This window comes from Acetatifactor aquisgranensis, assembly GCF_943193215.1.
Classification (GTDB): Bacteria; Bacillota; Clostridia; order Lachnospirales; family Lachnospiraceae; genus Acetatifactor; species Acetatifactor aquisgranensis.
On the sequence record NZ_CALPDH010000016.1, the window covers coordinates 112,566 to 134,521 of the forward strand.

A 21,956-nucleotide genomic window follows, 5' to 3' on the forward strand; every position below is an offset into this window, starting at 1 on the left:
CACTGCAATTCCATTGGCGCATTAAGGAATTGTCTACAAATAACTGATGCGAGTTTCTAGCCGTTTTCCTTGGATTTTTGGGCTTTCTTCTAAAGAAGTTGCATCAGTTATTTTCCGACAGTTCCTAATAGGTTTTCGCCTCTTCCCGGCCATTCATTACGCGCAGAGCACCCTGTGCCAGCGCAAGCAGCTCGTCCTCACCGGGATATACGGTGAAAGGCGCGATCCATTCCGCCCGCTCTTTCAGTACGGCCACCACATCGGCGCCGTAAGCGATGCCGCCCGTGACGATAATCTGGTCGACCTTGCCGTTGAGCACGCAGGCCATGGAACCGATGTCCTTGGACACCTGCAGCAGGAAAGCTTCCTTGGCTTCCGCCGCTTTCTCGTCGCCCTCATTGGCGCGCTTCGTAACCTCCCGCATATCGTTGGTGCCCAGATATGCGTTAAATCCGCCTTTTCCTATCAATTTTCCGTATACTTCTTTCTCGGTATATTTGCCAGAGAAGCACATCTTTACCAGCGCTCCACATGGCACGCCGCCTGCCCGCTCAGGTGAGAAAGCGCCGTCTCCGTCAAAGGCGCTGAACACATCGATGACCTTTCCGTTCTCATGGGCGCCCACGGATACACCGCCGCCCATATGGACCACGATCAGGCGCAGGGACTCATAGTCCTTGCCGATTTCCGCCGCATAGCGCTTTGCCACTGCTTTCTGGTTCAAAGCGTGGAAGATGCTGCCTCTGGGCAGTTCCGGCACGCCGGAGTACCTGGCGATGGGCATCAGCTCGTCCACCACCACGGGATCTACGATATAGGCGGGTACGCCGATGGAATCCGCGATTTCCTTTGCCAGGATACCGCCTAAGTTGGAGGCGTGCTGTCCCTGTACGCCGACTTTCAGATCCGCCAGCAGTTCCTCGGTCACGGCATAGGTACCGCCGCAGATAGGCTTCAGCATACCGCCGCGGCCTACCACTACGTTCAGGCTCTTTAAATCGAAATTCTTGGATTCCAGCAGATCCGTGATAATCTTCTTGCGGAAATCCTTCTGGTCTACAATGGTGGCATACTGGCTGATTTCCTCAGTGGAATGCCGCAGCGTCTCTTCAAATAACAGATTCTCGTCCTCGAACACGCCGATTTTCGTGGAGGTGGAACCCGGATTAATGATCAAGCTTTTAATGGACATCTTCTCTTCCTCCTGATTTATAATTACGCTTTCTTCTGAAGTTCCTCGGACACCACTGCCGCCAGGGCGATGGAGTTCACCTTGGTCTCGAAAGTATCGGAGCGGCTGGTGAGAATCACGGGAACCTTGGTGCCCGTAAGGATGCAGCCGTTTCTCATATCCACCATATGTACGATGGCCTTGTACACCAGATTGCCCGCGTGGATGTCCGGGAAGAGAAGCACGTCCGCGTCTCCCTGAATCTTCCGATGGGTGGCTCCCTTGTGCTTCGCGGCTTCCGGATCGATTGCAAGGTCAAGGGACAGGGGGCCGTCGATGATGCAGCCGGCTATCCGGCCCTCCCCGCACATCCGGGTCAGTTCCGCCGCTTCCACGGTGGCGGGCATCTTCGGGTTCACCACTTCCACCGCTGCCAGAGGCGCTACCTTAGGGGTATCGATGCCGCAGGCGTTGCAGACGGGAATCGTATTCTCGATAATATGCACCTTGTCCTCCAGCGTAGGGTAGGTCATGAAAGCCACATCCGTCAAAAACAGCAGCCTGTCAATGCCGGGAACCTCGAACACCGCCACATGGGACAGGGGCTTTCCGGTGCGCAGGCCTACCTCCTTGTCCAGGACGCTCTTCAGGAAGTCCTTGGTGTCGATGACTCCTTTCATATACATATCGGCCCTGCCCTCATGGGCCAGCTTCACGGCCTTCAGAGAAGCCGCGATCATATCCGGCTCGTCGATGATTTCATAATCTGTCAGATCCATGCCGATCTCCGCGGCTATCCCGCGAATCTTACTCTCGTCGCCTACCAGGATCGCGTCCGCAATCCCCCTTGCCTTCGCCTCCTTCACGGCCTCCAGAACCGCGGAATCCTGTGCCACGGATACGGATAATGTCTTCTTGCCGCATTCCTTGACCCTTGCCATAATGTCATCAAAACCCTGCTTCATTTTCTTGTCTTCTTCCTTTCTGCCCTGACGGGGCATGTTCTTTTTGTCTGATTGTGTTCTGTAAGAACTGTCTGCTTCCGGACACAAAACAGTAACCGGATACCTGCTCCGGTTGGATGAAAAGCTCGGTTCATTGCTTCTGTTACTAAGAATCATAGCACACAGACCCGCAAAATGCAAGAGTGAAAGCCATTGACTATACCGCGGAAAAGCAGTAAACTGATGTATGGGATTCAAAGCCTAAATTTCACCATACGAAAAAAGGAGATGTAATTATGTACGAAATGAAACCAGAATACTTTACGGGAATCGAATCCATCGATCAGGAACACTCCAGATTGTTCGAGCTGGCCCAGGAGACCCAGGACCTGCTCACCGACCCCCTTGTCTACGACAAGACGGAAAAACTCAACAGCCTGATTTCCGAGCTCATCGATTACACCAAGACCCATTTCGCTCACGAGGAAGCTTTCATGAGAAGCATCCATTACGCCGAAATTGACAGCCATATGGTTCTGCACCGCAAATTCGAAGACAATCTGATGCAGTTTGACCCCGATTGCCTGGAGGATGTGGACAATCAGAACGAAATCGTCGAGAAGCTCCTGGGCTTCCTGATTACCTGGCTCATAGACCATATACAGAGAATGGACATGCAGTACATTAAATCGATAAAATAGGTGTGTCTTATCGATAAAGAAAGCGCCGGCACTGCTCAAAGAGCTGCCGGCGCTTCTCTGTTCATGATAGACTGCAGGAACTTTTTGGTCCTCTCTTCTCGGGGCGCCCCGAAGATTTCCTCCGGAGGCCCCTCCTCCACCACTGCGCCGTCATCCATGAATACCACATGATTCGCCACGTTCCTGGCAAACTGCATCTCATGGGTCACAATCAGCATAGTCCTGCCCTCAGAGGCCAGATTGCGCATCACGCCCAGCACCTCTCCCACCAGCTCAGGATCCAAAGCGGAAGTCGGCTCGTCAAAGAAGATGACCTCCGGCTCCGTGACGATGGCCCTGGCAATGGCCACCCTCTGCTGCTGGCCGCCGGAGAGCTGGTGGGGATAGGCATCCGCCCGGTCCGCCATGCCCACTTTCTGCAGGGCCCGAAGCCCTGCTTCCCTCGCCTCGCTCTTAGGCACCTTCCGGGCCACGACCAGCCCTTCCGTCACGTTCTGAAGAGCCGTCTTGTTCCGGAAAAGATTGTAATTCTGGAATACGAACGCCGTCTTCTTCCGCAGAGCGGCGATTTCCTTTCTGGTCATGGCATCCAGCCGGTAACGGACATCATCAAAAATCATCTCACCCGCCTCAGCCCGCTCCAGGAAATTGATGCAGCGCAGAAGCGTGGTCTTCCCGGAGCCGCTGGGGCCGATTACCGTGACTACATCGCCCCTGCCCACCTTAAGGTTCACTCCTCTTAAAACTTTCAGGTCATCGAAAGATTTTTCTATCCCTTTTACTTCCAGCATCGTCCTCACTCCAACATATCATTTCCATAGCCTTGATTCCGGTCTCAATAGTTCTTCATCCGCTTCTCGCAGTAAGTCTGCAGCTTTGTCAGAACAGTGCAGAACAACAGATAGATTACCGCGACCTCGCAGTAAAGGGCAAATGTCTCATAGGTGCGGGCCGCTATTCTCTGTGCCGACATGAACATCTCCATGACCGTGATGTTGGCCGCCAGAGACGTATCCTTCACCAGCCCGATCAGAGAATTGCTCAAAGGCGGAAAGGCTGTCCGCATAGCCTGGGGCAGCACGATTCTGGCCATAATCTGGACATAATTCATCCCTACGCAGTACCCTGCCTCAATCTGTCCGGAGGGAACCGCTTCAATGGCGGCGCGGATGGTCTCTGAAGCATAAGCCCCGGTATTAAAGGCAAATACGATTACCGCAGAGGGAAACGCATCCAGCACTATCCCTAAATCCGGCAGCCCGAAAAAGACCACAAAGAGCTGTACGATCAGCGGCGTCCCCCGAATCACCCACACATAAAACCTTGCAATCTGCTTCAGTCCCCGTATGTTCGCCACCTGCACCATAGCCGTGAGCAGAGCGATAATCAGTCCCAGGGAAAACGAAATCAACGTAAGGGGAATCGTAATCCGTAACCCGGGCAGCAACAGCTGCCAAAAAGAATCCTGCATCAGCTGCCAAACTCGTTCATCCATGGCCAGAACCTCCGCCTCTTATTCCTTTGTCACATCCATGCCGAAATATTTTTCTGACAGTTCTGTCAGTTCTCCTGACTCCCGCAGTTCCTCCAGAGCCGCGTCGATGGCCTTAAGCAGTTCCTCATTTCCCTTTTTCACGGGAACGCAGGAGGAAGAGGCCGAGTCTGTCCAGGCTACGATTTTCACATCCGCGTCGGGATGGCTCTTCAGATAATCGGCAAAAGCTGTCTCCACATTCAGCGTCGCATCAGCCCTGCCGCTCAGCAGCAGGTCCACGCACTGGCTCACCGCATCCACGCCCACCAGTTCCGCGCCATACTCTTCCGCCATGGTACCCCAGCTGCTGGTCAGGTTCTGGGCAGCTTTCTTTCCGTCCAGATCCTCGAAGCCGGTGATATCCTCATTGTCGGCTTTAACCATCAGCGCTCCGTGAATATACGTATAGGGCTGGGAAAAATCATACTTCAAAGCCCTCTCATCGGAGTATTCCACCTCGTTGATCACCGTATCGATCCGTCCGGAATCCATGGCGGCGAACAGGGAGTCCCACTCCGCTTCCATGAACTCGGCCTCCACCCCCAGCTTCTCCGCAATTTTCCTGGCCACTTCCACGTCAAACCCCACCAGGTCGCCGTTCTCATCGTGATAGCTGTTTGGGGAATAAGTGCCCTCCGTACCGATGATAATCTTCCCGGCCTCCAGGATCTTCGCCAGCTGGTCTCCGCCTTCTGCCGCCTCATCAGAACCCTCCCGGGCCTGGGAATCTTCTCCCGCGCCGTTGTCCGCTGCATCTGAACCGGCTTCTGACCCGCTTTCCTCTGTCTGCGCATCCGGAGAACTCTCCGCGCCGCTTTCCACAGACCCGCTCTCACCAGAGCCCGATGCATCTGCGCCGCCCTGTCCGCCGCATCCTGCCAGCGCCAGTGACGCCAGAATGGCCGGTGCAATCGTCGCTCCTATTTTCCATAATCCGTTCTTTCTCATCTTTCTTTCCTTTCCATGTGCCCCTCCCCTGAAAATCTCCTGATTTTCGCACATTTTCCATATTTTCGATAAGTTGGCTCCTCACCGACGCCTATTATAGCACATTTGTTTTTTCATGGCAAATATTTGTTCGGAATTGCATCTTAATCTCCTGTACATCTATTGCTTTTTATCCGAAACTAATATATAGTAAAGACAGGAAACAAATTCTTTCCATAAGCTGAACAAAAGGAGTCAGACAGTATGAATTCATTCGATATCATCGGGCCTGTGATGGTAGGTCCCTCCAGCTCCCACACAGCCGGAGCTGTCAAAATCGGAAACATCTCGCAAAAACTGTTGGGAACATCCGTCCGAAAAGCGGATATCTTCTTCCACGGCTCTTTTCTTGCCACCGGCAAAGGGCATGGCACGGACAGGGCGCTGGTTGCCGGGCTGCTGGGCTTTCCTGTGGACGATTCGCGGATTCCCGACAGCTTCCGCTATGCAGAGGAGGCCGATATGGATTTCCATCTGTCCGGCATCGACCTGGGCGATGTCCATCCCAACTCGGTGAAGCTGCTCCTAAGCGGCGATGAGGGGAAAAAAATTGAAATCGTAGCGGCCTCCGTGGGCGGCGGCGCTATCCGGGTCACGGAAATCGACGGTCTGCCCGCCAATTTCTCCGGCGACTACCCCACCCTGGTGGTGAACAACCTCGATCAGCCCGGGCATGTGACGGAAATCACCTCCATGCTCAGCCACAAATCCATCAATATCGCCACCATGCAGCTGTACCGCTCCTCCAAGGGCGGACATGCCGTCATCGTGCTGGAATGCGATCAGGAAGTTCCGGCGGACGCCATCCGCTGGCTGGCCCATCTGGAGGGCATCCTGAAAGTGACATATCTGGGACTTGCGAAAACTGCCAAAAACAGCTGAAACCGCCCGCACACTCTGAAGCAAAGTCCGGGCCCCGCCCCACGGTACCCCCGTCAGCGAAGAGCCCGACTCAAAAGGAAAAATCAGCAAACAGAATAGGAGCAAATATGTATCAATCATTCCAGGAAATCATCGAAATAGAAAAAAAGACCGGAAAGAGCTTCTGGGAAATCATCCGGGACAATGACTGTCAGGAAATGGAGATTACCCCGGAAGAAGCTTTCCTCCGGATGCGGAACATGTACGAAGCCATGCGGGAAGCGGACACTTCCTACGACCCCTCCCTGTCCTCAGCCAGCGGCCTGGTGGGCGGAGACGGCGCAAAATTGGAGGAAGCCCGGAAAAAGGGCAGTCTCCTGTGCGGTTCTTTCCTGGGCCTGGTCATGGAGAAAGCTGTTAAGATGGGCGAATCCAACGCCTGCATGAGGCGCATCGTGGCGGCTCCCACCGCCGGATCCTGCGGCGTCCTCCCGGCAGTCTTCCTCTCACTGGAGGAAGAGAAAGGCTACGCCGTGGAGGAAATGGCTAAAGCCCTCTATGTCAGCGCAGGCATCGGCGGCATCATCGCCCAGCGGGCGTCCGTATCCGGAGCGGCCGGAGGCTGTCAGGCGGAAATCGGCGCCGCCTCCGCCATGGCCGCAGGCAGCGTAGCTTATCTCTTAGGCGGCGGCGGAGAGGCAATCGCACATGCCGCTGCCCTTGCCATGAAGAATCTGCTGGGACTTGCCTGCGATCCTGTGGCAGGCCTGGTGGAGGTCCCCTGCGTGAAGCGCAATGTCATCGGAGCGGTCAATGCCCTCACCTCCGCAGATATGGCGGCATCAGGCATCCGCAGCAGGATTCCCCCTGACGAGGTATTCGATGCCATGCGCAATGTGGGCAGGATGCTGCCTGAGGACCTGCGGGAGACAGGAAAGGGCGGCCTTGCGGCCACCCCTACAGGCATCGCTTTCCGGGAAAACCTGAAGTCTTTCTAGGACGCGTTTTCCCCCGTATCTTCTGCCACCGCTTCTGTTGCGGGCAGGAATTTCTGGTACAGTTCCACCTGATCCGCGATGCAGGTCCAGGTGCTGGCAGAACCGGCTGTCACGCACAGATATTCCCTGCCATCATTGTCCAGCCCCAGGCTGGCGGCACAGCTGCCGGACTGGTCCACATATCCGGTCTTCGCACACAGCACCTCCCCATGGGTGTCCCTGTCCTCTATCCGCCGCAGGAACCAGTTGGAAATCAGCAGCCCTTCCGGGTGCTGCTCCGTCAGGGAGGTGGTGTATGTGTGCGCCGACATCACGTCCCTACAGAATGGATTGTCCACCGTGGCTTTCAATATGACAGCCATGTCATATGCGGTGGAATAGTGTTCCTCGTCGTAGACACCCACGCAGTTGGTAAAGTGCGAAGTCTCTCCCAGTCCCATCTGGACCAGTTTCTCATTCATCATATCCACGAACGCTTCGTGGGAGCCTGCCACATAGACAGCCAGCGCCAGCGCGGAATCAGCGCCCGAGGGCAGAATCGTGCCGTAGAACAGATCCCTGACCGTCACTACCTCATCCAGCTCGTAGCCCGTATTGCTGCAGTCATTGACATAGCTGTAGTCAGTGATGTCTATGGTGATGGGCGCGGTCTTCTCCAGGTCTTCCTCCGTCAAATGCTCTGCCGCCACCAGAACCGTCAGCATCTTGGTCATGGAAGCCGGATTCATCCGTACATAAGCGTCTTTCTGGGCAAGAATCGCCCCGCTCTGCGCGTCGATGAATATTCCGTATTCGCTTAAAATCGTTTCGGAAAATCCCTGTGTGTCTTCTGACAGATTGAATACCGCATTCGCAGTGGTTATCACTCCTCCCAAAGGCTCCGGCGCAGGATCGGGCATTGGACTCTCTATAGAGACAGGACTTTCTTCCCGGACTGGTTCCCGGGCCGAAAAGGTGTCTCTGGGCAGATAAGTCCCACCTGCCTGAGTGACTGGCCCTTTGATTACATGGCGGGCTTTCTGGACATCTTCTTCCGATTCCTCTTCCTGATTCACACGCAGCGTTTCCTGACCGCTGTCCTGATGTGACAATGCCGCAGCGCTAAAACCAATACCGATTCCTATCACAATGGCTGCCCCGACCATCACCGGGACGCTCCATTTGTACAATCGCTCACGCCTGCTCTTCTCACGCCTCATCTCTTCCAATCGCGCTTTCCGGCGCATCTGCCGTTCTGCTTCCATGGAAATTTCTTCATCCACAGGCCGCTCTTCTATAGCATATTCTCTTTCCGCGGCATATCCCTCTTCCGCGGAATACCCTTCTTCTGTTGCCATCTATGTCAAAATATCCTTTCTTTTTCCAGTTCTGAAGCGTCTCCTCGTCACACGGCAGCAATCCCGATTCCCGATTCCATAGTACATGTGTCCAAAAATGAAGCCGCGCATTATCTGAAACGCTTCCACTCCAGTTCCTCAATATGCCGTCAGGCGCCTTTATCCATCCAGCGGGCAAGCCGCTCCTCAAACTGTTCATAAAAATCTCGCTGCGACTCGTAAGCCTCCATATAAAAAATCTGCAGCATCAGGAGATTCAGACGCTTCGATTCTTCCAAATCATCCGCTTCTGAAAGCTTCCCCTCCAAATCACTTACAAGATAATGCCATTTACAGATGAAGTCATGGTTCCTTACCTGATCTGGCGTGTCAATCCATCTGCTCACTTTGACCTTGCTGCGCCCTTGGAATGCTTTTCTTCCATTTTCCCCACACTCTCCTGTCTGGAGAAAGTACCGGAAATCTCCGTCCTCATAAATCCGCCCCAGAGGGAACAGGCGGCATACGCCGGGCCGGTACGCGTGGATTCCGCAGCGTCCGTCCCCATCCAGACAGGCGCACCGCTCCTCTTCTCCCGCCATCCGTATGTTCGGCAGAATGACTCCGTCAGTCACGCTCAGTTCCACTTTTTCCTCCGCAAGCAGCTGTGTCAGATTCTTCCCCAGCCCCTGCTGCAGGCGGAACACGTCATAGGGATCCAGTATGACGGAATGGCCCATGCCCACACAACATTTATGGCAGCCTTTACAGCCATGGCAGTCCGCTTTAACCATGTCATTGTGCCGATACAGACGTCCGTCGGAAATCTCTTCGAGACTGACATTCCGCTTCACGCTTCTCCACCATACCTTTCTGCAGTTTCCTGATTCCTTTGCATTCTCCGAAAATCTATGCGCTCAGTCAAAACATGCCGCGCAATCCGTCTCACGGGTGAATGATTCGGTGGATATACCAGCAAATTTCATCGCCCGCGAGTATGTGATGCCACTAATTTGTGACAGATATGTCATAATATTTGAGTATGGGAAGCCGCTCTTGCTTCCTAGTAATATATGTCAAAAAGCCAGATTTGATACAAGCCATAAGCATTATATCAATTCCTCTGTTGTTATGCAAGCCTTCCTGAAAAGATTGTCGGACAAAAAACTCCCGCAAATCCGGAAATCATTTCCCCGGATCCGCGGGAGTCTATTTTATAGGTTGGAATCCACCATTTCGATTGTCTTCTGCCGGATAATCTTTCTGTCCGGACTTTCCTTAGTTCTTGTTCGCCATCTCCGCGCGGAGCTTCTCGGTGAGGGCGGGCACGATCTTGTTCAAATCGCCTACCAGACCATAGTCAGCCACATCGAAGATAGGAGCTGTGTCGTCCTTGTTGATGGCAATGATGATGTCGGACTCCTCCATGCCGGCCAGATGCTGGATGGCGCCGGAGATGCCGATGGCGAAGTACACATTGGGACGGACAGTCTTGCCGGTCTGACCTACCTGGAGATCCTTGGGCTTCCAGCCTGCGTCCACCACGGCACGGGAGCAGCTCACGGTGCCGCCGATCACCTCGGCCAGATCCTCCAGAATCTTGAAGTTCTCAGCGCTGCCCATTCCGCGGCCGCCGGATACCAGAATCTTGGCATCCATGATGTCTACGGTCTCGGACACGGCCTTCACCACCTCCAGGATCTCCACATAGTTCTGGTTAGGGGTAAATCCGGGATTGAACTCCTCTATATTAGCCTTTGCGCCGGCCTGTCTCTCCTTCTTCTGCATAACGCCGGGGCGCACGGTAGCCATCTGGGGGCGGAAGTCAGGGCAGGCGATGGTAGCGATGGTGTTGCCGCCGAATGCAGGACGGGTCATCAGCAGCTGATTGTGCTTCTGCTCCTTTCCAGGGATGGGATTCAGCGGGAAATCACCGATGTCAAGCTGTGTGCAGTCCGCGGTAAGTCCGGTGTGGATCCTCGCGGATACACGGGGACCCAGGTCACGTCCGATGGCGGTAGCGCCCACCAGGAAAATCTCGGGCTTATACTTCTCGATGACGGAAGCCAGCGCATGGGCATAGGGCTCGGTCCTGTACTCCTTCAGCTCGGGATCGTCCACTACGATCACCCTGTCAGCGCCGTACTCGGCCAGCTCGTCTGCCAGGCCCTTTACGCCGCTGCCCACCAGAACAGCAGTCACCTCGGTGCCCAGATCCGCGGCCAGGTCTTTGCCCTTGCCAATCAGTTCAAAAGCAATGCTGTTGACGATATTGTCCACCTGCTGCGCGAAGACATATACGCCCTTATATTCTTCTAAGTTCATTTACTTTTCCTCCTATTCCAGTTCCGCACCCACCTATCCAGTACCAGACAATGGCATAGGCTTTCCAGCCGCTAAGTGATGCGCCTGTAAACCCTATGGGCACTGTATGGGTGGGTGCTGTTATATTTTTTCGGATTAAATCACATGCTTCTCTTTCAGCTTACCAACAATATACTCAACAGACTCTGCGGGATCAAGCGCAACCTTCTCGCCGGCGCCCTTTCTCACCTTATCGGAAGCCTTTGCAATCTGGGTGGGAGATCCCTTCAGGCCTAAGTTGGAATCCTCCACATCCTTAAGATCCGCCCTGCCCCATACGGTGATTTCAGCCTTACAGGCATCGAAGATTCCGCCGGGAGTCATATATCTGGGCTCGTTCAGCTCTGCCAGGGCAGTGATCAGACAGGGCATCTTTGCCTTCAGCACATGGTATCTGTCGTCATACTGGCGCTCAACGATGACGCTGTCGCCTTCAATCTTCAGGTTCTGGGCATAGGAAATCACGGGGATGTTCAAATGCTCGGAAATCTGAGGGCCTACCTGAGCGGTATCGCCGTCGATTGCCTGGCGGCCTGTGATGATCAGGTCGTACTCCATATTGCGCAGCGCGCCAGCCAGGGTCTGGGAAGTCGCCCAGGTGTCAGCGCCGCCCAGCACTCTGTCAGTCACCAGAACGCCCTTGTCAGCGCCCATGGCCATAGCCTCCCGCAGCACATCCTCGGCCTTGGGAAGTCCCATGGTCAGCACGGTGACTTCCGCGCCGTACTGGTCCTTCAGCCGAAGAGCGGCTTCCAGACCGGCTTTGTCATCGGGATTCATAATCGTCATCATGGCAGCTCTGTCCAGCGTACCATCGGGATTGAACTTTACGCCGCCCTTGGTATCGGGAACCTGCTTGATACAAACAACAACTTTCATTGTATTTTCACTCCTTATTTTCTTTTTTTCGTCTTCCGGGTTGCTTACTTCAAAAGTGCGGCGCTGATGACCATCCTCTGGACTTCGCTGGTGCCCTCGTAGATCTCGGTGATCTTGGCATCGCGCATCATGCGCTCCACATCGTACTCTCTGGTGTAGCCGTAGCCGCCGTGAAGCTGTACAGCCTTGGTGGTGACTTCCATGGCAACCTCTGCGGCATACAGTTTCGCCTGCGCAGCCTCGAAGCCGTACTCTTTCTGGGTAGCCTTTGCCATGGCAGCCTTGTATACCAGAAGCTGTGCGGCCTGTACCTTGGTGGCCATGTCAGCCAGCTGGAACTGGGTGTTCTGCAGGGCAGCGATGGGCTTGCCGAACTGCTTTCTCTCCTTGGTGTAGGCGATGGTCCTCTCCAGAGCGCCCTCTGCTATTCCTAACGCCTGCGCAGCGATACCGATACGTCCGCCGTCCAGAGTATGCATGGCAATCTTGAAGCCCTGGCCCAGCTTGCCCAGCATGTTCTCCTTGGGTACGCGGCAGTCCGTGAAAATCAGCTCGTATGTAGAAGAACCGCGGATACCCATCTTCTTCTCCTTGGTGCCGAAAGTGAAGCCCGGGGTTCCCTTCTCCACGATGAAGGAGGTGATTTCCTTGATCTTTCTGCCTCTCTTCTCAATGGTTCCGGTCACGGCGAAAATGACATATACGTCAGCTTCCTTGCCGTTGGTGATGAAGATCTTGGAGCCGTTGATGATATAGTCGTCCCCGTCTGCCACAGCCTTGGTCTGCTGGCCCTGAGCGTCCGTGCCCGCGCCGGGCTCGGTGAGGCCGAATGCGCCCAGCTTTTCGCCCTTAGCAAGGGGAACCAGGTATTTCTGCTTCTGCTCTTCCGTACCGAAAGTCATAATGGGATCGCAGCACAGGGAAGTGTGCGCGGAAACGATGACGCCTGTGGTGCCGCAGACCTTGGAAAGCTCTTCCACGCACATAACGTAGGTCAGAGGATCGCAGCCCTGTCCGCCGTACTCCTTGGGAACAGGGATGCCCAGGAAACCGTTCTTCGCCATCTTGCGGGCGGTCTCCCTGGGAAATTCTTCGGTTTCATCCACCTCCTGAGCGAGGGGCTTTACTTCTTTTTCGGCAAACTCCCTGAACAGAGAGCGCGCCATTTCATGCTCTTTGCGCAACGTAAAATCCATGATTTACATTCCTCCATCTATTTTCTTAATTTCAGCAGTTCTTTGACGTCTTTCTGTTTTTCGGGCTCTGCACCGATTTCCTCGAATCTGTCATGCTGTCAGCCCTTCTGTTCCGAACAGCTTTTCCGTCTCTCCCTGCTGACTAATGCTTCCGTCTTCGCCAACCTGGGCAGCACACCGGCAGTACGCCGCATCCGGAAAAATCCCGTCCTCGCGCCTTCCCCGGACATGCGAATCATTCCTGTCTGGGGGAACCGATGTACGCACAACGGGCGAAACCGCCGCTCCCTGGATGAAGCGGCAATTCCGCCTGACATATGTCTTACTTCTTGCTGTAGTCGTAGAAGCCTACGCCGGTCTTCTTGCCCAGCTTGCCTGCGCGGACCATCTTGCGCAGAAGCGGATGAGGACGATACTTGGAATCGCCGGTCTCGTTCTGCAGCACTTCCATGATGGCCAGCACGATGTCCAGGCCTACCAGGTCGCCCAGAGCCAGAGGCCCCATGGGATGGGATGCGCCCAGCTTCATGGCGGTGTCGATGTCCTCCACGCTGGCGATGCCCTCCGCGTAGATGCCGATAGCCTCGTTGATCATAGGAATCAGGATCCTGTTCACCACGAATCCGGGAGCTTCCTTCACCTCTACGGGAGTCTTGCCGATCTCCACGGAGATGTTCTTGATCTTCTCTACCAGCTCGTCGGGGGTATTGGCGCCTGCGATGACCTCCACCAGCTTCATCCTGTCGGCAGGGTTGAAGAAATGCATGCCAATCATGGGACGATCCAGTCCGGCACCTATCTCGGTGATGGAGAGGGAAGAGGTGTTGGTGGCGAAGATGCACTCGGGCTTCACGATATCCTGAAGCTCCTTGAAGGTGGTCTTCTTGATCTGCATGTTCTCAGGGGCAACCTCGATGACCAGGTCGCAGTCCGTGCAGATGTCCTTTAAGCCTGTGACAATCTTGGCGGAGATGGCGTCAGCCTTCTCCTGGGTAATCTTCTCCTTGCCTACCAGGAAGTTCAGGTTCTTTAAAATCCTGGCCTTGCCGCCATCGGCGAACTCCTGCTTGATGTCGCAAAGGCATACCTCATAGCCGTCCGTCATGGCAAATGCCTGCGCGATTCCGGCACCCATGGTGCCCGCACCGATAATACCTACTTTCATGATAAGTCCTCCTTATTGTTTGTTCTTCTTTGTGCCTTCCACAAAAAAACTCACCCCGCCCACCACAATGGCGCATCCCGCTGCCCTTGTGACCATGTCCTTGCTGACCGTTCCCCGATAGAAGAGAAACAGGCCTGCCGCCATGAGAGCGATTCCTGCCAGTATACATATTATCTTTTTTATATTTTTCTTGTCCATTGGCCAGCTCTCCGTTTAGCAGTTCTTGAAAGGCTCTTTCACTTTCTCCTTGTTCTTGTCAAGGAAGAATGCCATGCCGTATTTCTGGTCTTCTGTCTCGAAGCAGGCGCCGAAAAGCTTCTCCTCCAGCACAATTGCCTCGTCCATGTCCATATCCAGCCCTTCGTTGATGGCTTTCTTGCAGTTGCGGACTGCGATGGGAGCGTTCTTCGCGATGCCCGCTGCCATCTTCTCCGCGGCGGGAAGCAGCTCCTCCTGAGGGTAGACCGCATTCACCAGACCGATGCGCAGCGCCTCGTCCGCCTTGATGTTGCGGGCGGTGTAAATCATCTGCTTGGCCATGCCTGCCCCTACCAGGCGGGCCAGTCTCTGGGTGCCGCCGAAGCCGGGGGTGATGCCCAGTCCCACTTCGGGCTGGCCGAACACCGCGTTGTCGGAGCAGATCCTGATGTCGCAGCTCATGGAAATCTCACAGCCGCCGCCCAAAGCGAAGCCGTTCACCGCGGCGATCACCGGGATGGGCAGGGTCTCCAGCTTGCGGAATACATCGTTGCCCTTCTTGCCGAAAGCCTCGCCCTCAGCCTTGGTGAGATTGCTCATCTCCCCGATGTCGGCTCCGGCCACGAAGGACTTCTGTCCCGCGCCGGTGACGATCAGGCAGCGCACTGTCTGCAGGTCGATGCCGTCAATAGTCTTGTCCAGCTCCTCCAGCACGGTGGAGTTCAGGGCGTTCAGGGCTTTCTCACGGTTGATGGTGAGGATGGCGTAGGCGCCCTTCTGCTCATACAATACAAATTCCATGTCATTTTCTCCTTTTATACATTATGCATGATTACACGCGGTTACACGCGTTCCTGCGCACACAAAGCACATACAACCGAAAATCAGCACATCCCGCTTCCGACCGGCTCCATTCCGTCAATTCCTGTGCGGAATCCAGCGCCCCGGCGCTTCAGCCTCAGGCTATGTATCTCCGGCCCCGCCGGAAAGGGGAACGCTATTCCCGCATTTGCCGCCCTCCACTGAAAGCCGCCAAAGGAAGAATGCCTCTGCGCAGGAGCCATTCTTCCCTCTTTCGGTCTATATGTCAGTCCTTAGTCCTCAATCTTCACAATGGTGGAGCAGCCCATGCCGCCGCCGATGCACAGGGTGGCCAGGCCGGTCTTCGCGCCCTTGGCCTGCATCTCATGGAGCAGGGTCACCAGGATACGGCATCCGGAAGCGCCCACGGGATGTCCCAGAGCGATAGCGCCGCCGTTGGGGTTCAGCTGCTTGTCTACATCTATCCCTAAATCCTTGCCCACTGCCACGGACTGAGCGGCAAATGCCTCGTTGGCCTCGATGATGTCGAAGTCCTCAATTTTCATGCCGGTCTTGGCCATGACTTTCTTCGTGGCGGCTACAGGGCCGATGCCCATGACCTCGGGACGCACGCCCGCCAGAGCGCCTGCCACGAAAGTAGCCATAGGCTTCACGCCCAGCTCCTTGGCCTTCTCCTCGCTCATCACCACGATGGCAGCGGCGCCGTCGTTGATGCCGGAAGCGTTGCCTGCGGTGACGAAGCCGTCCTTGTTGATAGGACGAAGCTTCTGCAGACCTTCGATAGTGGATCCGGCGCGAGGCCCTTCGTCTACCTTGAACTCGATGGTCTCTTTCTTTTTCTTGACCATGACGGGAACGATTTCGGCATCAAATGCGCCGGACTTCTGAGCTGCCTCGGCCTTCTGCTGGCTCTTCAGCGCGAACTCGTCCAACTCCTCACGGGTCAGATTCCATTCACGGCAGATATTGTCAGCCGTTGTGATCATATGGTAATCATTGAAGGCATCCCACAGGGCATCCTTGATCATGGTGTCCACCAAAGTACCGTTGTTCATCCTGTATCCGTAACGGGCCTGGGGAACCGCGTAGGGAGCCATGGACATGTTCTCCATGCCGCCCGCCACGACCACATCGGCATCTCCTGCCATGATCATCTGGGCCGCCTGGTTCACGCAGTTCAGACCGGAGCCGCATACCACGTTCATGGTGACAGCCGGTACTTCGATGGGCAGTCCCGCCTTGATGGATGCCTGACGAGCCACGTTCTGTCCCTGGGCCGCCTGGATGACACATCCCATGTACACCTGATCTACGGCCTCGGGCTTCACGCCTGCCCTGTTCAGGGCTTCCTTGATTACAATCGCTCCCAGCTCTGCGGCGGGGGTGGTGCTCAGGGTGCCGCCCATGGTGCCGATAGCGGTACGGCAGGCACCGGCTAATACTACTTTCTTTGCCATTTGTTTTCCCTCCAACTAGTGTTTTGAATATGATTGTTATTTTTTTATCATAGCCACTGTTCTCAGTTTATCATAGACAGCGCCTATTTGCAATGTCTTTTCCTTAAATTTTGATAAAACCATTTTGATAAAACAGCGGCCGGTAAAACCTCCTATTGCCCCAACTGGTAAAAATATTTCGTATCTCCCCTGGTCACAACGAACAATTCCCCAAGCGCGCTGACGGAGTCCGCTTCCCCCAAATCCTGCACCTTCTCAAACGTCTCGTCAATCAGGTAGGCAGTCCCCCCTTCCCTGACAAGCGCGTACCCGTTACAGAACCCGGAGGCATCCTCGAACATGGCCGCTTCCTGCCCGTCGTGGTCTATGTAGCCCCAGGCTTCCCCGTCCTGCACGAGCCAGTAATTCTCATCGCTCATGTAGATTCTGTCATACACGGCTTTTACGATGCGGTTGTCCGCCGTTTCAAAGGTCATGCCCGGATACAGGGCAAAATCCACCAATACATCCCGTTCCCCTACAATCCACACCATGTTGGAGCCGTAGTTATAGAAATAGGCTCCATCGTGATAGAAGCTGCGGAAGCCGTTCTCCTCGTCCCAATAGTCCTCCGAGTACACGAATCCCTTTTCCGCGTCCGGCTCCGCGTGATAAAAATCGCATTCTCCCAAAATTTCATAGGTATCCGTGCACATAGTTATCCAACCGGCATCATATTCAAAGGTCCCCGCGACATAGTAGCCGTGATTCACCGTACTCAAGGGCAATCTTGTATAATAGCTGTCCGTGCCTGCGATGTTGGCAAAGCCGTCCTCTCCGCCAGCCGCCTCTTCCACAGCTCTTCGGTATTCTTCCTCAGCCCTCTCCAAATACCTGGTGTACAGGGGATCCTCATGCCATTCGATATTGCCTGCAGCATCCACCTCCCCTATCTGGTATGACCCAGTACCATAGCTGTACCCCACTCCCTCTCCCTGTCCTACAAGGACATCATCATACTCGGCGCGATAGACCTGAGATACTCCGTCATAGAAACCATTTATGAAAGCCCACGGATGCGCAGGCAATGCCTGCACCAGCGTCCCGTCCGTCCTATGATATGCAATCTCTCTCTGCCCTTCTCCCAGCGGGTCTCTCTCCGTAAGGACGATATACATCCCGCCGGAAGCCCGCACCTGCTGGTCTCCCTGGTACAGGACATTCCCCTGAGGGTCGAACAGGGTGTAGGATTTGTGCTCCATTTCATATGTGACTGTCTCTCCCAGGACTTCATTTTCCACTTCTTCCACAGTCCTGTCAACCATCACGAAATTCCCGCTGTCGTCCGGCGCCTGAAAGTCTGCGTGCTCAAAAGGCACAATCACCTCATTCTGGTAATTGACGGCCCCCCATAAGCCGTCTTTCTTGACAGGCATCACGCCGCCCTTTGCAATGCCGTAGCTTTCATATTCCGATAAGGCAAGAATCTCCTCCAACGTTTCGCCTGCCTCCTCTCCCGGCGCCTCCGCGGTCTCCTGCGGCTCTTCTGACCTCTCCTCTCCGGTCTCCTGCGGCTCCTCGGCCAGCTCCGTCCCCAGAGCCTCCAAATCCACTTCCTCCAGCACGAAATCCGGTATGTCAGACCTGCGGAGCCTGCTTTTCACGATTTCACAGGCAGCGCCCTCCTCTCCTTCCGAATAGATATATATATCCGCCCTCTCGCCTGCGGACACCTCGGCCTCCGCGCTCTGGCCGGACACAGGATCCGTCACTTCACAGTGGACTTTCCCCTCCAGAACGCAGACCTGCATATGGCCCTCCTCCAACACGCTGACCCACCCGCAGGTCCCGCGTATGCCCACTGTCATGGTGGATGTGCGGATATCCAGCGTCTCGTCCTCCTCAAGGGGTTCCGTGATGTTGAAAAAAAGATGCCCGGAATTCACGAAGATTTCCAGGTTCCGGTTCTCCTTCCGAAGCTCGATGGCGCTTTCCTCATCCATTTTCACCAGCTTCACATCGTCCAGGCTGATCCAGGCGTGGCTTTTTGCCTCAGTCCCCACCTGATAGCCGCTGTACAGGCTCCTGTCCTCTGACACGGGGACGCTCTCGCCGCCCCCGTCCGCAATGCTCACGGATCCCACCGCCTTTGCCAGGGACATCGCCGCTGCCGTGGCCGAAGACCCGCAGGACGCAAGGAACAGCGCTGCCGCCGTCAGCAGCGCCACTATCTGTCTGTTTCTTGCCATTCTTTTCATCTGTACTTTACCTCTCCCTCTAATTTCCGGAACTTTTTCCGCGTCTATTATACCAGGACGCTTACGCGGCGGCAAGTTAAAAAAACTTTTCCGCTAATTTCGAAAAAAAGAGAAAAAAGCTGCCCCTCCCGGATAATGCTGCCCCTGTCAATGGTTCCCGGAAGCGGCCGGCAAATCCTGCAATACATAGTTATCCGCATCAAAATCAGGTTCTTTCTCTTTAATTGCCATCATCAGCGCGCCTACATCCGGCTCCTGCCGGGGCAGCACCAGTTTTCCTCCTCCGGCTTCCACCAATCTGCCAAAAGGCTTTAAAATGCAGTCCCCGCTCTTAAATAAACCACCGGAATAAGATACCGAAAAATCAGAATCTGTAAGCCCAAGCTTCTTCGCCACAGACTCCACGCTCATCCACAGTTCCCTCGCACCTTCTTCGTAAATGCTCCGTGCCACCGGATCACCGGACTCATAAACCTCTTTCAACAAGCGCTGAAGCTCGGCAAATTTTCCGGCTTGAACGATTTTTCTGTTCAGCGGCGTCACAAAGTGTACATCATCTCCTTTGATTCCAAAATATTTCCGAAACATCTCATAGAGCCTTGTCCGTTCCATGCGCCCATCTGCCTGTCTGGTATATGCTTCCACCAGTTTCCGTCCATGCCATGTACAGGATCCCTCATCATATCCGGCGCCCCAGCCGCTGCTCCGGGCTGTTTTTCCTTCTTTATTTACACCAAAAGCAATCGCGCCTGTTCCGGAAATGATATTGATGCCCGGACGGAACAGTAAAGACCCCGCCCAGCCCACATAAGTATCGCACTGGCACACCACCCGGTCAGGAGAAAGGACTTCCCTGCAGGCTTCCCAGGTTTCCTCTTCCGTTCCTTCCCCCTCTCCGTAGCAGCTGATGCCAAGTCCCATGCAGGCGATTCTCTCCTTGCCGATACCGGCCTGACCACAGACTGCCCGCAGCCCTTCCTCCAACGTCTCTTTCAGACCTTCCTTTCGGGCATCCATGATAATACATCCACCTGAACGATATCGTGCATATATTTTCCCGTTTTTATCCCCCAATAAAAAAGCCGACTTCGTTCCGCCGCAATCCACCCCCAAATAATACATACGCTTTTCCTCCCAGTCTTCCTGTTTTACCAGAGATTGCGGTACAGCTGCTCCACATCTGCCTGCGTGATTTCTCTCTGTGTGTTCTGAGGGCTGCCGCTTTCCATGGCATCGTGAGCCATCTTTTCAATCGCTCCGAAAAATTGCCCTTTGTTGATTCCGTATGCTTCTAATGTAGGTGTCTCCAACTCGTCTACAAGTTTCATGGCTGCGCCCAGGAATTTCCCGCCTGCCTCCTGATCAGAATCAGCGTTTTCAGCCACACCGACAGCGCGTCCCAGCTCCGCGAATCTTCCATAAGCTCCCTCCAGTGCAAAGCCAAGGCACTCTTTCATCAGCATCGCGTTGGAAAGCCCATGGGCCACATGGAACAAAGCCCCAATCGGCCGACTCATGCCGTGAATCAGAGTAACACTTGCATTATTGAACGCAATACCTGCTTCAAGAGCTGCTATCGACATCTGCACTCTGGCTTCCTCATTCTGCCCGTCATGGAATGCGATTGGCAGATATCTGAATATTCTCTTCACCGCCGACAGGGCAAAGGTATCTGACATCGCCTGGGCTTTTCTGGACGTGTAGGCCTCCACCGCATGGCAAAGGGCATCCAGACCTGTAGCTGCCGTTATCTTAGGCGGCGCAGTCATGGTGAACTGCGGATCGATAATTGCCAGTTGGGGCATCAACACCTTGCCCTTCAACAGCATTTTGATATCTTTTTTGGTATCTGTGATAATCGTGAACTGAGTCGCTTCCGATCCCGTGCCAGCCGTAGTAGGAATCGCAACAATAGGAGGCATCTCCACATTGATTTCTTTTCCCATGTAATCGGATATACTCCCGCCGCGGGCAACCAGCGAAGCAATCGCTTTCATGGAGTCGATGGGGCTTCCTCCGCCCAGCGCAATCAGAAAATCACAGTTTTCGGCCTTGTACCGGGCAAGCCCTGCATCGACCATCTGATCGGTGGGCTCTCCCGTGATTTCAGAATAAATGGAGTACGCAATTCCCCGATTCTTCAGGGCTGTCTCCACTTTCTCACAATTTCCAAGCTCAATCATGACTTTATCCGTAACAATCAACGCTTTCTTCCCAAAATGGGACAGTGTATTCTCTGCCATATCCAAAGCTCCGGCACCGTTTATAATCTGGCCCGGTACGATAAATTCTCTTGCCATTTTCTCTCCTTATCAAATTATAAAAAATCCTGACATAGTTTTAAAATTCTGCATCATGCATCCAGACATACTTCTCATCCTCACAGCGGTCTGTCTGCAGCCACGGGTTCCCATCCAGATGACGAATCATCCAGCAGGTATACATCCGGAATCCCGGCGCGACTGCCTGGGGATGGAGCTGTCCTCCGGGAATTGCCGAAAAGCTGTTATTGACGCTTTTGAATACCTGATCTCCCACAAAGCTTGCGCCGAAACCTTCCGGCCTGTCAAACTTGAACAGGTAAGTCTCCGGCTGGGGATGTCTGTGCGGCAGATACCCTGACCAGTTTCCTCTGTCATTCAGCACCTCCCCAAGCACCATATTCGATTCCGGGCAAATCTCATGGTCAAAAATAGTGTTCACCCTGCGTTTTGCCACATTTCCGAATTTCCCTACGCCGGAATACCCCCATGGCGCATCCTCCGGCGCGTAGAGCCGACTTTCGAAAGGACGCTCATTTTTCGTGCACTGAAGCAAAATCTCCGTTTCCTCCTCAGCAGTCACCTTTATCTTTTTTGCGCTGCTGACATGCAGACACCATGGACCTTCGGTAAATACGTCTTTTCTGGAAACCGTGCTTTGGTTTCCCTCCCATTCGCAGGTGATTTTTCCCGAAAGGAGAAGGACTGCAATCTCCTCTCCTTCCCGGCAGAACTCTCTGGATTCATTCTGCTTCATCTGATAGACACGGATGTCCATCATCATCTCTTTGTAATCATTATCATAGGTTGTAAGAACCATTTCCCCTGTCTCGTCAAATACAGGATATCCAAAAACTTTGCTCAT

Annotated in this window: 22 protein-coding genes; 3 read left to right on the forward strand and 19 right to left on the reverse strand. The window is 54.4% G+C overall.

The features are described from left to right. Window positions 1-124: 124 nt before the first annotated feature. Entirely contained in the window at window positions 125-1,192 is a 1,068-nt protein-coding gene (buk, locus tag NFS35_RS14970) for a butyrate kinase (RefSeq protein ID WP_251207927.1), read from the reverse strand. A 23-nt stretch (window positions 1,193-1,215) separates the two neighbouring features. Beyond that, on the reverse strand, window positions 1,216-2,292 hold the full coding sequence (gene ptb, locus NFS35_RS14975; RefSeq protein ID WP_330640247.1) for a phosphate butyryltransferase: 1,077 nt from the start codon (window positions 2,290-2,292) through the stop codon (window positions 1,216-1,218). 119 nt (window positions 2,293-2,411) lie between these two features. Here ptb and NFS35_RS14980 point away from each other — a divergent pair, with 119 nt between their 5' ends. Next, on the forward strand, window positions 2,412-2,816 hold the full coding sequence (locus NFS35_RS14980) for a bacteriohemerythrin (RefSeq protein ID WP_251207929.1): 405 nt from the start codon (window positions 2,412-2,414) through the stop codon (window positions 2,814-2,816). A gap of 35 nt (window positions 2,817-2,851) precedes the next feature. Here NFS35_RS14980 and NFS35_RS14985 read toward each other — a convergent pair whose 3' ends face one another. From NFS35_RS14985 to NFS35_RS14995, 3 genes are read right to left on the reverse strand one after another with little or no spacing between them, the layout of a single operon-like run. Further along, window positions 2,852-3,607, reverse strand: coding sequence for an amino acid ABC transporter ATP-binding protein (locus NFS35_RS14985; protein ID WP_251207930.1), 756 nt, complete (start codon window positions 3,605-3,607; stop codon window positions 2,852-2,854). 44 nt (window positions 3,608-3,651) lie between these two features. Continuing rightward, window positions 3,652-4,311: an amino acid ABC transporter permease gene (locus tag NFS35_RS14990; protein WP_251207931.1), complete on the reverse strand. Its 660-nt coding sequence runs from the start codon at window positions 4,309-4,311 to the stop codon at window positions 3,652-3,654. An 18-nt stretch (window positions 4,312-4,329) separates the two neighbouring features. Further along, window positions 4,330-5,298, reverse strand: a complete 969-nt coding sequence (locus NFS35_RS14995; protein ID WP_251207932.1) for an amino acid ABC transporter substrate-binding protein — start codon at window positions 5,296-5,298, stop codon at window positions 4,330-4,332. Window positions 5,299-5,541: 243 nt separating this feature from the next. Here NFS35_RS14995 and sdaAB point away from each other — a divergent pair, with 243 nt between their 5' ends. Together sdaAB and sdaAA are read left to right on the forward strand one after the other, a co-directional pair. Beyond that, window positions 5,542-6,219: an L-serine ammonia-lyase, iron-sulfur-dependent subunit beta gene (gene sdaAB, locus NFS35_RS15000; RefSeq protein WP_251207933.1), complete on the forward strand. Its 678-nt coding sequence runs from the start codon at window positions 5,542-5,544 to the stop codon at window positions 6,217-6,219. Between the two features lie 107 nt (window positions 6,220-6,326). Further along, window positions 6,327-7,196 (forward strand): L-serine ammonia-lyase, iron-sulfur-dependent, subunit alpha, encoded by an 870-nt coding sequence (gene sdaAA, locus NFS35_RS15005; RefSeq protein WP_251207934.1) that lies wholly within the window; start codon window positions 6,327-6,329, stop codon window positions 7,194-7,196. On the opposite strand, the gene NFS35_RS15010 is transcribed toward sdaAA, so the two are convergent. From NFS35_RS15010 to NFS35_RS15075, 14 genes are all read right to left on the reverse strand, one after another. Further along, on the reverse strand, window positions 7,193-8,533 hold the full coding sequence (locus NFS35_RS15010; protein ID WP_251207935.1) for a D-alanyl-D-alanine carboxypeptidase family protein: 1,341 nt from the start codon (window positions 8,531-8,533) through the stop codon (window positions 7,193-7,195). The genes sdaAA and NFS35_RS15010 overlap by 4 nt on opposite strands. 149 nt (window positions 8,534-8,682) lie before the next feature. Then, window positions 8,683-9,366, reverse strand: a complete 684-nt coding sequence (locus tag NFS35_RS15015; RefSeq protein WP_251207936.1) for a YkgJ family cysteine cluster protein — start codon at window positions 9,364-9,366, stop codon at window positions 8,683-8,685. 424 nt (window positions 9,367-9,790) lie between these two features. Next, window positions 9,791-10,837, reverse strand: a complete 1,047-nt coding sequence (locus NFS35_RS15020) for an electron transfer flavoprotein subunit alpha/FixB family protein (RefSeq protein WP_251207937.1) — start codon at window positions 10,835-10,837, stop codon at window positions 9,791-9,793. A 135-nt stretch (window positions 10,838-10,972) separates the two neighbouring features. Beyond that, on the reverse strand, window positions 10,973-11,755 hold the full coding sequence (locus tag NFS35_RS15025; protein WP_251207938.1) for an electron transfer flavoprotein subunit beta/FixA family protein: 783 nt from the start codon (window positions 11,753-11,755) through the stop codon (window positions 10,973-10,975). A 44-nt stretch (window positions 11,756-11,799) separates the two neighbouring features. Beyond that, a complete protein-coding gene (locus NFS35_RS15030; protein ID WP_251207939.1) occupies window positions 11,800-12,951 on the reverse strand; it encodes an acyl-CoA dehydrogenase in 1,152 nt (383 codons plus the stop codon). A gap of 98 nt (window positions 12,952-13,049) precedes the next feature. Next, window positions 13,050-13,268 carry a hypothetical protein gene (locus tag NFS35_RS15035; RefSeq protein WP_251207940.1) on the reverse strand — a complete coding sequence of 73 codons (219 nt, stop codon included), beginning with the start codon at window positions 13,266-13,268 and terminating at the stop codon, window positions 13,050-13,052. Window positions 13,269-13,273: 5 nt separating this feature from the next. Further along, window positions 13,274-14,116 (reverse strand): 3-hydroxyacyl-CoA dehydrogenase family protein, encoded by an 843-nt coding sequence (locus NFS35_RS15040; protein ID WP_251207941.1) that lies wholly within the window; start codon window positions 14,114-14,116, stop codon window positions 13,274-13,276. 12 nt (window positions 14,117-14,128) lie between these two features. Further along, complete coding sequence (locus NFS35_RS15045; RefSeq protein WP_251207942.1) at window positions 14,129-14,314, reverse strand: TRADD-N-associated membrane domain-containing protein; 186 nt, start codon at window positions 14,312-14,314, stop codon at window positions 14,129-14,131. A 15-nt stretch (window positions 14,315-14,329) separates the two neighbouring features. Next, window positions 14,330-15,115 (reverse strand): enoyl-CoA hydratase-related protein, encoded by a 786-nt coding sequence (locus NFS35_RS15050; protein ID WP_251207943.1) that lies wholly within the window; start codon window positions 15,113-15,115, stop codon window positions 14,330-14,332. 293 nt (window positions 15,116-15,408) lie between these two features. Beyond that, entirely contained in the window at window positions 15,409-16,593 is a 1,185-nt protein-coding gene (locus NFS35_RS15055; RefSeq protein ID WP_251207944.1) for an acetyl-CoA C-acetyltransferase, read from the reverse strand. Between the two features lie 152 nt (window positions 16,594-16,745). Next, a complete protein-coding gene (locus tag NFS35_RS15060; protein WP_251207945.1) occupies window positions 16,746-18,830 on the reverse strand; it encodes a FecR domain-containing protein in 2,085 nt (694 codons plus the stop codon). Window positions 18,831-18,977: 147 nt separating this feature from the next. Further along, entirely contained in the window at window positions 18,978-19,952 is a 975-nt protein-coding gene (locus tag NFS35_RS15065) for an N-acetylglucosamine kinase (protein ID WP_251207946.1), read from the reverse strand. Window positions 19,953-19,978: 26 nt separating this feature from the next. Continuing rightward, window positions 19,979-21,130, reverse strand: a complete 1,152-nt coding sequence (locus tag NFS35_RS15070; RefSeq protein WP_251207947.1) for an iron-containing alcohol dehydrogenase — start codon at window positions 21,128-21,130, stop codon at window positions 19,979-19,981. Window positions 21,131-21,170: 40 nt separating this feature from the next. Further along, entirely contained in the window at window positions 21,171-21,956 is a 786-nt protein-coding gene (locus tag NFS35_RS15075) for a 5-deoxy-glucuronate isomerase (RefSeq protein WP_251207948.1), read from the reverse strand.